Consider the following 13586-nt stretch of genomic DNA (forward strand, 5'->3'; position numbering starts at 1 on the left):
GGGCCTACTCCGGGAAATGGCTGACGATGATGAACATCACCGTGCCCAGCAGGGTTACGAGGAAGGACCAGGAATAGAGGACCAAAGCGAAGGGCTGCATGAGCATGAAGACACCGGCGGCAATCAGCACCGAGGCCAGCATTTCCCAGGCGCCGCGCCGGAAATGAAGCAATCCGTCGAAGAACCTGGTCATTTGCGTACCGCCCCGAAAGTGATGCCGCGCAACAGATGCTTCCGCAGGAGGATGGTGAAGACCATGACCGGCACGAGGAACAGGGTCGCGCCTGCGGCAACAGCCGGCCAGTCCTGGCCGCTGACGCCGATGATGGTCGGGATGAAGGGCGGTGCTGTCTGGGCGTTGCCCGACGTCAGCAGCACGGCGAAGGCGTATTCGTTCCAGGCAAAGATCAGGCAGAAGATCGCAGTTGATGCGATGCCCGTCGCCGCCTGCGGCAGCACGACCTTGTAGAAGGCCTGGAAGCGCGTATAGCCGTCGATCAGCGCCGCCTCCTCATATTCGATCGGGATCTCGTCGATGAAGCCCTTGAGCAGCCAGACCGAGAGCGACAGGTTGACCGCGGTATAGAGCAGGATCATGCCGGCATGGGTGTCGCTGAGGCCGAGCGAGCGGAACATCAGGAAGATCGGGATGGCGACGGCGATCGGCGGCATCATGCGCGTCGACAGGATGAAGAACAGCAGATCGTCCTTCAGCGGCACCTTGAAGCGCGAGAAGGCATAGGCCGCCGCTGTGCCAAGCACGATGCAGAGCACCGTCGAGCCGAAGCCGATGATGACCGAATTGGTGAAACGCTCGGCAAAACGCGACGGCCCCGAGATGACCAGGCCGTCCTTGCGCACCAGCCTGTCGTACCAGGTCTGGGGCTCGCCAACCGCCTGCAACTGCTCTTCGGTGAGGCGGGTGCGAGTCGTGAAGACGTTGACGTAGCCTTCGACAGTCGGCGTGAAGAACGTCTTCGGCGGATAGGCGATGGCGTCGGACGGCGTCTTGAAGCTGGTGCCGATGATCCAGACCAACGGCAGGATGGTGATCATCGCGTAGAGGACGACGAGGACCCCGGCGAACCATTTCTGCCGGCGCGACGGCTCGGTGACGGAATAGCTGCTCATCGCTGCTTCACCTTGTTCAGGGCTTTGACGTAGATCGAGGCCAGACCGAAGACGGTCACGAAAAGGATGACGGCGTAGGCCGAGGCATAGCCGGTGCGCCACTTCTCGAAGGCCTCACGCTTGAGGTTGATCGAGGTCAGCTCGGTGATCGAGCCCGGGCCGCCGCCGGTGAGCTGGACGACGAGGTCGAACATCTTGAAGTTCTCGATGCCGCGGAACAGCACGGCGAGCATCAGAAACGGCAACACCAGCGGAATGGTGATGGTCCAGAACTGCCGCCATTTACTGGCGCGGTCGCATTCGGCCGCCTCATAGATGCTGTCGGGAATGGAGCGAAGGCCGGCCAGGCAGATCAGCATGACGAAGGGCGTCCACATCCAGGTGTCGACGATGACGATCGCCCAGGGCGCCAGCGAAACATCGCCGATCATCGAGAAGCTGGAGGGATCGGCACCGGTCAGGAAGCCGATGGCATAATTGAACAGGCCGATCTGCGGCTGGTAGAGGAAGGTCCAGAAATTGCCGACCACCGCCGGGCTCAGCATCATTGGCAACACGATGATCGTCGTCCAGAGATCGTTGCCGCGGAACTTCTTGTTGATCAGATAAGCGAGCGAGAAGCCGATCAGCACCTGCAGCACCAGCGTCCAGATCAGGAAATGAGCTGTCGCCTGCATCGTCAGCCAGATGTCCTTGTCGGACAGGATGCTGATGTAGTTCTTCAGCCCGACGAACTCGACTTCGGCATTGGGGCGATTGACGCGGAAATTGGTGAAGCTCAGCCGGATCGTCCAGATCAGCGGAAAGATGTTGATCGCGAGCAAGAGCACGATCGAGGGAGCGACGAAGAGCCAGGCGAGCGACCGGTCAGACAGACCCCTGAACCGCTTGGCAATGGCATGCGGCGTCGCTTCCGCGACCCGATCCACCGGTGAATGCAGCATTGATATTCCCCTGATTATCAACTGTGCGGCGACGGAGCCGGCAAGCGCCGGCTCCGTACCGTAGCATGGCCCGCTGGGAGGATGCGGGACAGGGCTTTGCAGCGATCAGTACTTGCCTTCGTCGTCGAAGACCTGCGTCCAGTCCTTGGCGAGGCCATCGAGCGCATCCTGGGCAGAGCCCTGGCCGGCGACGACATAGTCGTGGAAGCGCTTCTGCGCCGCCTGCAGTAACGAGGCGTAGGACGGCTCGGCCCAGAAGTCCTTCACGATTGCCATGGAGTCGAGGAAGGTCTGGGCATAGGGCTGGCTGGTGGCGAAGCCCGGGTCTTCGACCACCTTGCGCAGCGCCGAATAGCCGCCCATCTGCCACCATTTCTGCTGGATCTCGGGCTGGGCGAACCACTTGATATAGGCGAGCGCGTCGTCCTTCTTCTCCGAGGCCGAGACCACCGAGATGCCTTGCCCGCCGAGCTGGGCGAAGGCCTTGCCGTCAGGGCCAGCCGGATTGGGGAAGTAGCCCGACTTGTCGCCACCAACATTGGCATCGGCATTGATGCCCGGCCAGGTGAAGGCGAAGTTCATGTGCAGCGCGACCTGGCCCGACTTGTAGGCGTCGATGTCCTCGGACATGTAGGCGTCGGAGTGGCCGGGCGGCGTGCAGCAATCGTAGAGCTGCTTGTAGAATTCCAGCCCCTGCACTGCCTTGGCCGAATTGACGAAACCATCGAGTTCGTAGGGCTTGTCAGGGTTCTCGTACTGGAAGCCGAAGCTGTAGAGCACGTCCATCACCCCCATGGTGATGCCTTCTGAACCACGCTCGGTGTAGATCGCGGCGCCATAGACCGTCTTGCCGTCGATCTCGCGCTTCTGGAAGAATTCGGCGATGTCCTTGAGCTCGGCAAAGGTCTTGGGCACCGCGAGGTCGCGGCCGTATTTCTGCTTGAACTCGGCCTGCAGCTCGGGCCGCGCGAACCAGTCCTTGCGGTAGCTCCAGCCGACGACGTCGCCAAAGGCCGGCAGCGCCCAGTAGTTCGGCGAGTTCTTCGGCCATTCGGCATAACCGACGACTGTCGCCGGGATGAAGTCGTCCATCTTGATTCCTTCCTTGTCGAAGAAATCGTTGAGCTTCACATACTGGCCGTTCTCGGCGGCGCCGCCGATCCACTGGCTGTCGCCGATCATCAGGTCGCACAGCTTGCCGCCGGAATTCAGCTCGTTGAGCATGCGATCGGCGAAGTTCGGCCACGGCACGAACTCGAACTTCATCTTGACGCCGCTCTTGGCCTCGAAATCCTTGCTGAGCTCGACGAGCGCGTTTGCCGGATCCCAGGCGGCCCAGCACAGAGTCAGGTCCTTTGCGCTGGCCTGGCTCGTGCCTGCCACGCCGGCAGCCAAAACGGCGCCGAATGCGGCCAATGATCTTACATGGCGAAATGTCATGGCTGGGACCTCCCTCCCATCCTTCCGACCTCCGTCGGAAGGTGAAAACGCCCTTTGCGGGCACCTGACGCGGAACGATCTTCCCGGCGGGCCAGTCTCCTCCGCGCCGCCTGCGTGGCTCGCTCAATCCTCCGGGCGACCACGATGAGAGTCATAATTGAGGTGCGCACCTCAACGCAAGTGATTTTTGAGGTGCGCACCTCAAAACTTGCTTTTCATCTGGTTTTGTTGGAGAAATCCGGTTCAGAGCTGAAAACGGGATCAAAGCGTGCGGCCAACCACAAAAGACCTGGCAGAAGCCGCGGGCGTCAGCCTGGCAACCGTCGACCGCGTGCTGAACGAGCGCCCGAACGTCAGCAACAAGGTGGCGACAAAGGTCGCGGAAGCAATCGAACGCATCGGTTTCGTGCGCAATCCGGCCGCCGTGGCCCTCGCCCGCAACAAGACCTACCGCTTCCGCTTCGTCCTACCGAAGTCGGGTGACCAGTATCTCGCCGAGCTTATCGCCCGCGTCACCGAGGCAAAGGATGCGCTGCGCGCCGATTCAACCGAGGTCGAGGTAGCGCAGATTGCGATGGGCGACCCGCACCAGGTCGCGAAATACCTCACCGGCATCGATCACGACGCGATGGATGGCGTCGCCGTCATGGCCCCGGAATCGCCGCAGGTGCGCGACGCGCTGGTGCGGCTCGTCGAGCGCGGCGTCAAGGCCGTGCAGTTCCTGTCGGGCCAGGAGCGGCTGGAGAGTGCTGACTATGTCGGCGTCGACAATTTTGCCGCGGGCGCGACCGCCGGCAAGATCGCCGGCCGCTTCATCGGCGGGCGGCCAGGCAAGATCATGGTCGTCGCGGACACGATGATGGCGCTCGACAGCATCCAGCGCCGGCTGGGCTTCGACAGCATCATCAACGCCCAGTTCCCGCATCTCGAGACGCTGCCGTCACTGGAAACCTACGGCGACGAAAAGCGTGCCGACCTCATCATCCAGCGCACTCTGCAGCACAACCCGGATACAGTCGCCGTCTATGTGCTGAGCTCGGAAGCGCGCGTGCCACTGACGGCGGTCTGGAACACGCAAGGCGCCCGCGCACTCACCGTCATCGCCCACGAACGCACCCCATTCAGCGAACAGGCGCTGATGGACGAGCGCATAGACGCCGTCATTGCCCAGGACCCCGGCCACGCCGTCCGCAGCGCGCTGCGCATCATGCGCGCCCGCTCCGACCACCGCGAGCCCCTCGCCTCGCAGGAACGAATCCGCATAGAGGTTCTGCTCAAGGAGAATTTGCAGTTCGAGTGATCAGGAGGTCGGAGGGCGCCGTCCAACTGCAGTAAGCAAAAACAGCTCGACACCGGAAAGTGACGCGCGGCTCCCGTTGGTGGCCCGGATCTTCCAATCACTTACTGTTCAACTGCACCACGTGGCGGCGGCATGGGCTTTGCCATACCTTGCCAGCGGTCACCAGCGACTTGCGATTCGCTGGACCGCCCAACCGGATGAAGCGTGATGCACGCCACGAGAGTAACGATCGCCCTTCTTGCCTGCCTGGCGGTGTCGGCCTGCGGCATGGCGAAAGCCGCGAGAACCGGCGGACAGACCTTCGACAAATACGGTTGCATGGCGCGCGACTTCAAAGGCCAGCCGCCTTGCGACCCCGCTGAAACTGCAGCGCCTACGCTGTAAAGGGCACCGGACCCTTTACGTCGCCGCTTTGACGACCTACTGCGACCGGACACAGCGACGCGGAAGGAAGAAACATGTCCGACATCATCGTCAAAGACAGCAACGGCGCTCAGCTCAATGAGGGCGACTCCGTCACGCTGATCAAGGACCTGAAGGTCAAGGGAACGTCCGAGACGATCAAGCGCGGCACGCTGGTCAAGAACATCCGCTTGAACGGCAATCCCGGCGAGATCGAATGCAACACCAAGCAGGTCAAGGGGCTGGTGCTGAAGACCGAGTTTGTAAAGAAGGCCTGAGCCGCCAAAACCACGCCGAGCCCCGTCAACGCGGTTTTAAGCTCTGAAGTCCAGACTCAGGTCATGTCTGGATTCGCCCTTCCCAAATTGAGATGGCTGGTGCTCGGCGCACTTGCTGCCGGCGGCTGGGCGATGACGCAAGACTTGCCGAGCAAGATGCGCTTCGACGATCGCTCGGCAAGAGCAACCAACAAGTCCAAGACGGAAACCGCCGAGCGCAAGGACGTCGCCGTCACCCGGCCCAAGGTCAATGTCGCGCCACGGCCGCAAGCCGACGTGGCGCGCCCCAAGGTGGATGTCGAACCGCGCAAGCTGGCTGCCGCGCCGAAGCCCAAGGCCGAGGTTCCGACCAAGAAGGTTGCGGCCACAGCTCCAGCGGCCAGAGAACGGGCGCCGCGCAAGCCGGCCGGCGAAATCGAGACCGCCTCGATCACACGCCCGCCCACGCCGTTACCGCGGCCGAAATCGACGGCCAAGGAAGTGGTGCCGAAATCGGCGGGCACCGGCGCTGCTGCCCTCAACGTGCTTTACACCAGCACCTCGGTCTATCTGCGCAAGCGCCCGAGCGTTTCCGCCCCCGTGACCTCGAGCCTCAAGCAGGGCGAGAGCGTCCGGGTGTTTGCCCGCGACGGCAAATGGACACTTGTGTCGGCTTCTGGGCGCAAGGGTTGGGTACATGGCGACCTGCTGCGGCCGGCAGACCCTGCCGCCCCTCGTCCCAAACAGACGCTCGGCCACACTGCCAACAGCGCCACACCCGGCTGACCCCACCCAAATTCGCCACCTAAACAGCCGATATCGCGCCTGACAGGGCTTTGCGGGTTGAAACCGGACGCATCCGGTGCCAAATCTGCGGCTCGCCTCGCAGGTGTTGCGAGCACACATAGGTTACCCGGTAGAGGTCAATGGTCAGCTATCTCGACGCCGCCACGGCGCCCCTCAGGAACACCGGCCAGATCCGTCTTTACGGCGCCGAGGCCTTCGAAGGCATGCGCAAGGCATGCCAGCTCACCGCCAGCTGCCTCGACGAACTGGTCGAGCGCGTCGCTCCAGGGGTTACGACCGACACCATCGACCGCTTCGTCTTCGAATACGGCATGGACCACGGCGCGCTGCCGGCGACGCTGAACTATCGCGGCTACACCAAATCGTCCTGCACCTCGATCAATCACGTCGTCTGCCACGGCATTCCCGACAACAAGCCGCTCAAGGACGGTGACGTCGTCAACATCGACGTCACTTACATCCTCGACGGCTGGCACGGCGATTCGAGCCGGATGTATCCGGTCGGCACCATCAAGCGCGCCGCCGAGCGACTGCTCGAAGTCACCCATGAATGCCTGATGCGCGGCATTGCCGCCGTCCGCCCGGGTGTTCGCACCGGCGCCATCGGCGCCGCCATCCAGACCTTTGCCGAAGCCGAGCGCTGCTCGGTGGTGCGCGACTTCTGCGGCCATGGCGTCGGCGCGCTGTTCCACGACGCGCCGAACATCCTGCATTATGGCAACGCCAACGAAGGCGTCGAGATGCGCCAGGGCATGATCTTCACCATCGAGCCGATGATCAATCTCGGCCGCCCGCATGTGAAGGTGCTGTCGGACGGCTGGACGGCGGTCACCCGCGACCGCTCGCTGTCGGCCCAATACGAGCACACTGTCGGTGTCACGGCGACCGGCTGCGAGATCTTCACGCTGTCGCCCAAGGGGCTCGACCGGCCGGGCCTGCCCGCTTAGTATCGCTTCGCCGGCTCACACATCGGCCCGAAAATCGGCAACGATTTTCGGCAAGCACGATGTGACGATCCTGGGAGCCAGAGCGTCCTTTGTGCGTTCGTTCGAACGCACGGCGCTCTGATGCCGGCGGGGGCGACATACTGGGCATGGCGAGCGACGAGCACGACGAGCGCGGTTTCTTTGGCGAGCGGTCATTGCCGCAGCTCAAGCGCGACACCACGCAGGAAAAACCCCATTATCTTGGCCATCGCGAGCGGCTGCGCGAGCGTTTCTCGGTTACCGGCGGCGACACCCTCGCCGACTACGAACTGCTCGAACTTCTGCTGTTCAGGCTGATCCCGCGTGCCGACACCAAGCCCGCCGCCAAGGCCCTGCTCGCCCGCTTCGGCACACTCGCCGAAGTGCTGGGCGCACCTGTCAACCTGCTGCAGGAGGTCAAGGGCGTCGGGCCAGCGGTCGCCCTCAATCTCAAGATCGTCGCCGCTTCGGCCAGGCGCATGGCGCGTGGCGAGATCAGCGGCCGCGAGGTGCTGTCGTCGTGGAACCAGGTGCTAGATTATTGCCGGGCGGCCATGGCGTTTGAGGAGCGCGAACACTTCCGCATCCTGTTCCTAGACAAGAAGAACGTGCTGATCGCCGACGAGGTGCAGCAGACGGGCACCGTCGACCACACGCCGGTCTATCCCCGCGAGGTCATCAAGCGCGCGCTGGAGCTGTCTGCCACCGCCATCATCCTCGTGCACAACCATCCATCCGGCGACCCCGCGCCGTCACGCGCCGACATCGACATGACAAAAACCATCATCGACATCGCCAAGCCGCTCGGAATCTCAGTGCACGACCACATCATCATCGGCAAGAAGGGTTTTGCCAGCATGAAGGGCCTGCTGCTGATCTAGGCGGCCGCCCCGACAGGCGTTGGCCGGAGCAGCCGGCCCAAGCACCCAGAATCAAAAAGGCCGCCGGATTGCCCAGCGGCCTTTTCGTTTTCATTCCAGAAGCGTCGCCTTACTCGGCGTCGCCTTCCTTGGCGGCTTTCTTCTTCGGAGCGGCCTTCTTCTTGGGCTCTTCGCCCTCGGCCTTCTCAGCCTTGTCGGCCTTCTTGGCCGAAGCCTTCTTGGCCGGCTTTTCCGAAGCCTCGTCCTCGTCGTCGGCGAGCAGCTCTTCCTTGGTCACCTTCTTGTCGGTGACGGAGATCTGCGACAGCAGGTGATCGACGACCTTCTCCTCGAACAGCGGCGCGCGCAGGTTGACCAGCGCCGACGGGTTGTTGCGGTAGAAGTCGAACACTTCCTGCTGCTGGTTGGCCGGGTAGCGGCGAACCGTGTCGAACAGGCCGCGCTGCAGCTCTTCGTCGGAAACCGTCACGCCGGACTTCTCACCGATCTCGGCGAGGACCAGGCCGAGGCGCACGCGGCGCTCGGCCAGGCGCTGGTATTCAGCGCGGGCCTCTTCTTCCGTCGTCTCTTCGTCGGCGAAGGTGCGGCCAGCGATTTCGAGATCGCGGGTCACCTGGCTCCAGATGTTGCCGAATTCGGCTTCGACGAGCTTGGAGGGCGCCTCGAACTGGTAGGCACCGTCGAGCTGGTCGAGCAGCTGGCGCTTGACCTTCTGGCGCGTCATGGCGCCGAACTGGTTCTCGATCTGGCCGCGAACGATGTCACGCAGCTTCTCGAGCGACTCGAGGCCGAGGTTCTTGGCGGTCTCGTCGTTGACTTCCAGCTTGCCGGGGGCAGCGACTTCCTTGACGGTGACGTCGAAGGTGGCTTCCTTGCCGGCCAGATGTCCGGCCTGGTAATTCTCCGGGAAGGTCACGGTGACGAGCTTCTCGTCGCCGGCCTTGGCGCCGATCAGCTGGTCCTCGAAGCCGGGGATGAATTCCTTCGAGCCGAGCACCAGCGGCTGGTCGCCGCCCGTGCCGCCGTCGAAGGCAACGCCGTCGATCTTGCCGACATAGTCGATGGTGACGCGGTCGCCTTCAGCGGCCTTGCCGGTCTTCGGCTCGTAGGAACGCGCCGATTCGGCAACGCGGTTGACCTGCTCGTCGATCTCGCTTTCCGGAACGTCGTAGACCGGACGCGACACCTTGATGTCGGTGAAGTCCTTGATCTCGATCGCCGGGATGACTTCGTAGCTCAGCGAGAACTCGAAATCGACGCCGCCAGCCAGGATCTTCTCGGCCTCCTTCTCGTCCTCGGTCATCACGACGTCAGGCTGCATTGCAGCCTTTTCACCGCGCTCGGCGATGATCGTGCGGGTCGAGTCGGTCAGGATCTCGTTGACCACTTCGGCCATGAAGGACTTGCCGTACATCTTGCGGATGTGCTGCATCGGCACCTTGCCCGGACGGAAGCCGTTGATGCGGACCTTGTCCTTGGCAGCCGAAAGCCGCTTTTCGAGACGGGCTTCCATGTCGCCGGCAGGAACCGAGACCTTGATCTCGCGCTTGAGGCCGGAGTTGAGCGTTTCGGTGACCTGCATCATCAAACCTTTGTTTTCACGTATGGCGCGGCTTGCACGGCGTCCTGCCGTTCAGCCTGCCGGAATTCGTTTGCCGGGGGTGGCTTCAAGTTCGCAAATCGGCATCCTGGCCCGCCATTGCGGCCCGTTTGGCTCCGCCATCTTCCGAAAGTCCGATAAGTTATTGTTTTTCCGACTTCTTATCGTGTCTTTCAGAGACGGTCCTTTGCGTCCCATCCTATTTGACAGGCCTTTTGTCACAGGCGAGGCCAATTTTCAACTATCTTCGCGGTTTCTCCCGGCCCGGGTCATTTCCGCTCCGAGATTGACAGAATGATGGCGGCATGTGATTGGCGGTCGCATGCGGATGTGGCGGAACTGGTAGACGCCCTGGATTTAGGTTCCAGTGCCGAGAGGCGTGTAGGTTCGACTCCTATCATCCGCACCACTTCTACCTAGCTAAGCTGTTTTTATTACATAATTTTTCGGGTCTGTGGCACCGTTTGGGGCGCAATTTGTGGCACAAAGCGCGCGCCGAAAGACAACCTACTGCTTGTCGTGGAACAGCCTTGCTGGATCTGGATGACTCGCAAGGATTTCCAGATAGGCATCTTCGAGCGCCATCATTGCCGCCACGCGGCTTTGACAGCGATCGACGTTATGGGGGCCAGCCCAGCCCCCATACCAGCGCCAATAGCTCTCGCCCTTCATGCTATCCAGACAAATGCGCCCGACGTAGCGCGGCCCGTCGAACGCGGAGTAATCCTCCCGCTCAAGGTCATCGTCCCAGGTATGGCGCCATTGGATGTCGGGAAGGTTGCTCATTGCCGCTGATCGTCATTCTTCCCGCCAGACTGGCTCGCGCCGGATCTTGATAGCGACAAGCCTGCGGGTCTTTTTGCCCTCCATCGACGTCGCCGAACAACTGAATTAGGTCCGTCGGATAATAAACGTGGGCTCGCTTGCAATAGGCGCATCGAACCTCGACGAAATCGCGGGCATCGTTCAGCTTGGACAGCAGAAAGGGTGTTGTTCGGTTCGGCGCGGGCATGAGAACGAAATAGGAACAAACTCCTTGCGGAGTCAATTCAAAACGGCTCGCGAAAATCGATCTTGAAACATGAATTTTCCTACACAATATCGAATGTGGGCCGGCGCCGCTGTCGGCGTTGGCCTATTCAAAAACGCAAACTTTCGTTCGACTTGGAGGATCTGATGAGCGATCGGATGTTCGACAGCCCTGTTTTCGTAAAGGTCGGAAACAGCCTTGTTGAGGAGATAGCCTGCCTCGAGGACGCCCTCGAATTTCTCTACGAATGGCCCAAAAAACGCCGTGGCCCGATCTTCGATACGGCGCTGAGAGCGTGCCAGCGCGCATTCGACAGCGACTACCCGATTTCCGCCGCGCGACAGGCATTCATCGGCTTTGCCAAATCCATTGGCATACTGGAAGACGTGAGCGTTCCGCTGCCGTGGATGATCGGCGGCAAGACGGGCGCAAGCGGTGTCGGCGCTTGACGGGAGGATTATGCAATGCTTGCACAGCCGTTTAGCAAGCCCGTCCGCGTGTGGGTCGGTCTTGGTTTCCCGCGTCAGCTGAACACGGTTGCCGACGCCTATCAGTTCACCATGGAATGGTGCGGCAACAGTCCGGAGCAAAGGGCTGCCATCAGAGCGTGTCGAGCTGCTTTGGCAGGCGATATCGATGCTGAAACCGCCAGGGGCGTCCTTGTCGCTTTTGCGCGCAAAAAGGACATCCTTGTTCAGGAGGGCTCCGCCCCTCCGCCTACGGGATCGGGACAACAGAGCCACGTCTGATTTATGGATCAAACAGCGGGTGGCGACGTAGGGCCGCCACCCTCACTGCATATGGATTTGCCATCGATGCCAAAAGAAACAGCGATCAAATCGCCGGAAAGTCACGCGAATTCCCTCACCTATGACGCCGAATGCCAAGGCGCTCTAACAGATCGATTGGAAAGCCTGCTGGACGATGCCCAGGCTGCCGGCTGGGATCGCACCAAGGCAGCCGCAGCATTGATGTATCTGAGTGCAAAACGCCTGAGGTCATCGGCTGGATGAAACTTATCCCAAACTGGCCGCCTTTGCAGGGAGGATGCAAGCATGGCCGACGCCAAGTATCTCAATCACAAGCTCGAATGTCCTTACTGCGGTACAATTCGATTGCGCATTCCTGAGGATGTCGAGCCTAGGACACCGATATCATGCGACGATTGTGGCGAGTATCTCGGGATTTGGGACGAACTGCTGACGGACCTTGAAAGGCAAGGCGGGACGGACGGCGTTTTCAGATTGGACAAGGGCCGTATCCGGAAGATCGGCTAACCTCGAACGAAAGCGGCAAGGCGGAGGCTCGCGGCCTTGGCTCAACGATAGCCGCGCTACTCGATCACCGCCGGCAGATATCCAAGCAATATAAGCTGCTGGCCTAGCAGTTTGCCTATAGCCGCCTGGCGGTTGCCGACGAACCCGCTGGCACTTCGATAGGCGTCTACAGCGTCGAGGACTCCTGCAGATAGCCTCAAATGCACCGCAGCATTGCCTGTCGGGGGTCGCCCCCGCTTGGGTAGCTTGTCGTCGTTCACCAGTCGAATCTCTTCCAAACCCAAGCCGACGCTAATATTCAGCCGATGGAACAGGCAAGATAGGGTGACAAAAAAACGGCACTAGGGCGGGATGAGCGGGATCTTCCGGATCGACAAGGGCCGCATCAGACGAGTGGATCACTCGGCCCCAGAGTGACAAATTGGCTAGGTCACCCTTATCCAATGGGCTATTGCCCGCAACCGTCGCGAGAGCAAAACTAAGCCTTGCACGGTGAGGTGCGACGTCGATGCAGGCCCTAAATCCGATAGTTGAGTATTGCGTCGGCTGCCACGCCCAAACCCACCGCGCAATGCAGGCGGCCCGCCTTGGCAAAGACCAAGCGGGCCGCTTTCGCTGCGGCTAGCCGATGAAGACCCAGCGACGGTCTGCATTTATTCCACCCTGCATCCCCACACTTGTTGACAAGCCGCCAGAAGGCGACCGCTGGACCCACGAAATCAAATACGACGGCTACAGGACGCAAATCCACCTAGCTGGCGGTTATGCTCGTGCCTTCACCCGCAATGGCCATGACTGGTCGACGAAGTATGCCCCGGTGCTTGGCGGGGCGCGTGACCTGATCCACCGCGACGCGGTCCTCGACGGCGAGATGGTCGTACAGGACGAAACTGGCCGCTCTGACTTCAAAAAGCTGGCAACGGCAATCCGTTGGGAGAACGCCAGCCTGGTCTTCTACGCATTCGACCTGCTGAGCGTTGACGGCAACGACTTGCGTAAGCAGCGTTGCGAGGATCGTCGGGATCGGCTGCACGAGCTCATAGGCGACCCAAGGCCCATCTCTCCGATCCAGTTCAGCCAATCGTTCGAAGGCTCGGGCGCCGAGTTCTTCGCAGCTGCCGAGAAAATGGACCTTGAGGGCATAGTCTCGAAACGCAAGGCCAGCATCTACCGGAGTGGCGACAGCAAGGATTGGCTAAAGACGAAAGCCTACATCACAGGGGAATTCGTCGTCATCGGCTATGAGCGCAAGCGTGGCGCTGCACCGTCGCTACTGCTCGCCGAAGAGACGGACGCCCGCATGCGGTATGTCGGCAGAGCGATCCCGGCAGTGCCAGGAGCGCAACGAGACGAGCTCTGGCAAGCGCTGGAATTCCTGCACACAAGCCACTTCGCAACACCCATCGGCGCAGGCAACAAGGCCGCTGTGCCGGTTCAACCCGTTTTGAAGGTAATGGCAAAACACCTGAAGGGCGAGGAGAAGCTTCGGCACGCAACGGTCACCGAGATCCTGAGACCATAAACGCAAAAAGCCCCGCCACCTTTCGGCAAC

Annotated in this window: 17 protein-coding genes and 1 tRNA gene; 12 read left to right on the forward strand and 6 right to left on the reverse strand. The window is 61.4% G+C overall.

Annotated features, from left to right (window positions below; translation table 11 throughout):
* Positions 1 to 4: 4 nt before the first annotated feature.
* From ACSQ3E_RS13115 to ACSQ3E_RS13130, 4 genes are all read right to left on the reverse strand, one after another.
* On the reverse strand, positions 5 to 193 hold the full coding sequence (locus ACSQ3E_RS13115; RefSeq protein ID WP_109573861.1) for a hypothetical protein: 189 nt from the start codon (positions 191 to 193) through the stop codon (positions 5 to 7).
* The gene (locus ACSQ3E_RS13120) at positions 190 to 1131 is read right to left on the reverse strand and encodes a carbohydrate ABC transporter permease (RefSeq protein ID WP_436123014.1); all 942 of its coding nucleotides are present in this window, start codon (positions 1129 to 1131) and stop codon (positions 190 to 192) included. Before ACSQ3E_RS13120 ends, ACSQ3E_RS13115 begins: the two co-directional genes overlap by 4 nt.
* Entirely contained in the window at positions 1128 to 2075 is a 948-nt protein-coding gene (locus ACSQ3E_RS13125; RefSeq protein WP_436123015.1) for a carbohydrate ABC transporter permease, read from the reverse strand. Before ACSQ3E_RS13125 ends, ACSQ3E_RS13120 begins: the two co-directional genes overlap by 4 nt.
* A 105-nt stretch (positions 2076 to 2180) precedes the next feature.
* Positions 2181 to 3515 carry an ABC transporter substrate-binding protein gene (locus ACSQ3E_RS13130; protein WP_436123016.1) on the reverse strand — a complete coding sequence of 445 codons (1335 nt, stop codon included), beginning with the start codon at positions 3513 to 3515 and terminating at the stop codon, positions 2181 to 2183.
* A gap of 268 nt (positions 3516 to 3783) precedes the next feature.
* On the opposite strand from ACSQ3E_RS13130, the gene ACSQ3E_RS13135 reads away from it, so the two are divergent.
* From ACSQ3E_RS13135 to radC, 6 genes are all read left to right on the forward strand, one after another.
* Complete coding sequence (locus ACSQ3E_RS13135) at positions 3784 to 4815, forward strand: LacI family DNA-binding transcriptional regulator (RefSeq protein ID WP_436123017.1); 1032 nt, start codon at positions 3784 to 3786, stop codon at positions 4813 to 4815.
* Positions 4816 to 5022: 207 nt separating this feature from the next.
* Positions 5023 to 5199, forward strand: coding sequence for a hypothetical protein (locus ACSQ3E_RS13140; RefSeq protein ID WP_436123018.1), 177 nt, complete (start codon positions 5023 to 5025; stop codon positions 5197 to 5199).
* A 74-nt stretch (positions 5200 to 5273) separates the two neighbouring features.
* A complete protein-coding gene (locus tag ACSQ3E_RS13145; protein ID WP_436123019.1) occupies positions 5274 to 5495 on the forward strand; it encodes an alkylphosphonate utilization protein in 222 nt (73 codons plus the stop codon).
* Between the two features lie 63 nt (positions 5496 to 5558).
* Positions 5559 to 6260, forward strand: a complete 702-nt coding sequence (locus ACSQ3E_RS13150; RefSeq protein WP_436123020.1) for an SH3 domain-containing protein — start codon at positions 5559 to 5561, stop codon at positions 6258 to 6260.
* Between the two features lie 140 nt (positions 6261 to 6400).
* On the forward strand, positions 6401 to 7228 hold the full coding sequence (gene map, locus ACSQ3E_RS13155) for a type I methionyl aminopeptidase (RefSeq protein WP_310329060.1): 828 nt from the start codon (positions 6401 to 6403) through the stop codon (positions 7226 to 7228).
* Positions 7229 to 7374: 146 nt separating this feature from the next.
* Positions 7375 to 8127 (forward strand): RadC family protein, encoded by a 753-nt coding sequence (radC, locus tag ACSQ3E_RS13160; protein WP_436123021.1) that lies wholly within the window; start codon positions 7375 to 7377, stop codon positions 8125 to 8127.
* A 109-nt stretch (positions 8128 to 8236) separates the two neighbouring features.
* Here the strand turns inward: radC and tig are convergent, their stop codons facing one another.
* On the reverse strand, positions 8237 to 9709 hold the full coding sequence (tig, locus tag ACSQ3E_RS13165) for a trigger factor (RefSeq protein WP_436123357.1): 1473 nt from the start codon (positions 9707 to 9709) through the stop codon (positions 8237 to 8239).
* A gap of 342 nt (positions 9710 to 10051) precedes the next feature.
* Between tig and ACSQ3E_RS13170 the strand changes: the two genes are divergently transcribed.
* Positions 10052 to 10136: transfer RNA gene (locus ACSQ3E_RS13170), tRNA-Leu, on the forward strand.
* A gap of 98 nt (positions 10137 to 10234) precedes the next feature.
* On the opposite strand, the gene ACSQ3E_RS13175 is transcribed toward ACSQ3E_RS13170, so the two are convergent.
* Complete coding sequence (locus ACSQ3E_RS13175) at positions 10235 to 10513, reverse strand: hypothetical protein (RefSeq protein ID WP_436123022.1); 279 nt, start codon at positions 10511 to 10513, stop codon at positions 10235 to 10237.
* 390 nt (positions 10514 to 10903) lie between these two features.
* On the opposite strand from ACSQ3E_RS13175, the gene ACSQ3E_RS13180 reads away from it, so the two are divergent.
* The 5 genes from ACSQ3E_RS13180 (at position 10904) to ligD (ending at position 13556) form a co-directional block, all read left to right on the forward strand.
* Positions 10904 to 11206: a DUF982 domain-containing protein gene (locus ACSQ3E_RS13180; RefSeq protein ID WP_436123023.1), complete on the forward strand. Its 303-nt coding sequence runs from the start codon at positions 10904 to 10906 to the stop codon at positions 11204 to 11206.
* Between the two features lie 15 nt (positions 11207 to 11221).
* Complete coding sequence (locus ACSQ3E_RS13185; protein ID WP_436123024.1) at positions 11222 to 11506, forward strand: DUF982 domain-containing protein; 285 nt, start codon at positions 11222 to 11224, stop codon at positions 11504 to 11506.
* Between the two features lie 66 nt (positions 11507 to 11572).
* Positions 11573 to 11770 (forward strand): hypothetical protein, encoded by a 198-nt coding sequence (locus tag ACSQ3E_RS13190; protein WP_436123025.1) that lies wholly within the window; start codon positions 11573 to 11575, stop codon positions 11768 to 11770.
* Between the two features lie 42 nt (positions 11771 to 11812).
* The gene (locus ACSQ3E_RS13195; RefSeq protein WP_436123026.1) at positions 11813 to 12034 is read left to right on the forward strand and encodes a hypothetical protein; all 222 of its coding nucleotides are present in this window, start codon (positions 11813 to 11815) and stop codon (positions 12032 to 12034) included.
* A gap of 628 nt (positions 12035 to 12662) precedes the next feature.
* The gene (gene ligD / locus ACSQ3E_RS13200) at positions 12663 to 13556 is read left to right on the forward strand and encodes a non-homologous end-joining DNA ligase (RefSeq protein WP_436123027.1); all 894 of its coding nucleotides are present in this window, start codon (positions 12663 to 12665) and stop codon (positions 13554 to 13556) included.
* Positions 13557 to 13586: the final 30 nt, after the last annotated feature.

The organism is Aminobacter sp. LjRoot7, assembly GCF_964252895.1.
In the GTDB taxonomy this organism is placed as follows: Bacteria; Pseudomonadota; Alphaproteobacteria; order Rhizobiales; family Rhizobiaceae; genus Aminobacter; species Aminobacter aminovorans_B.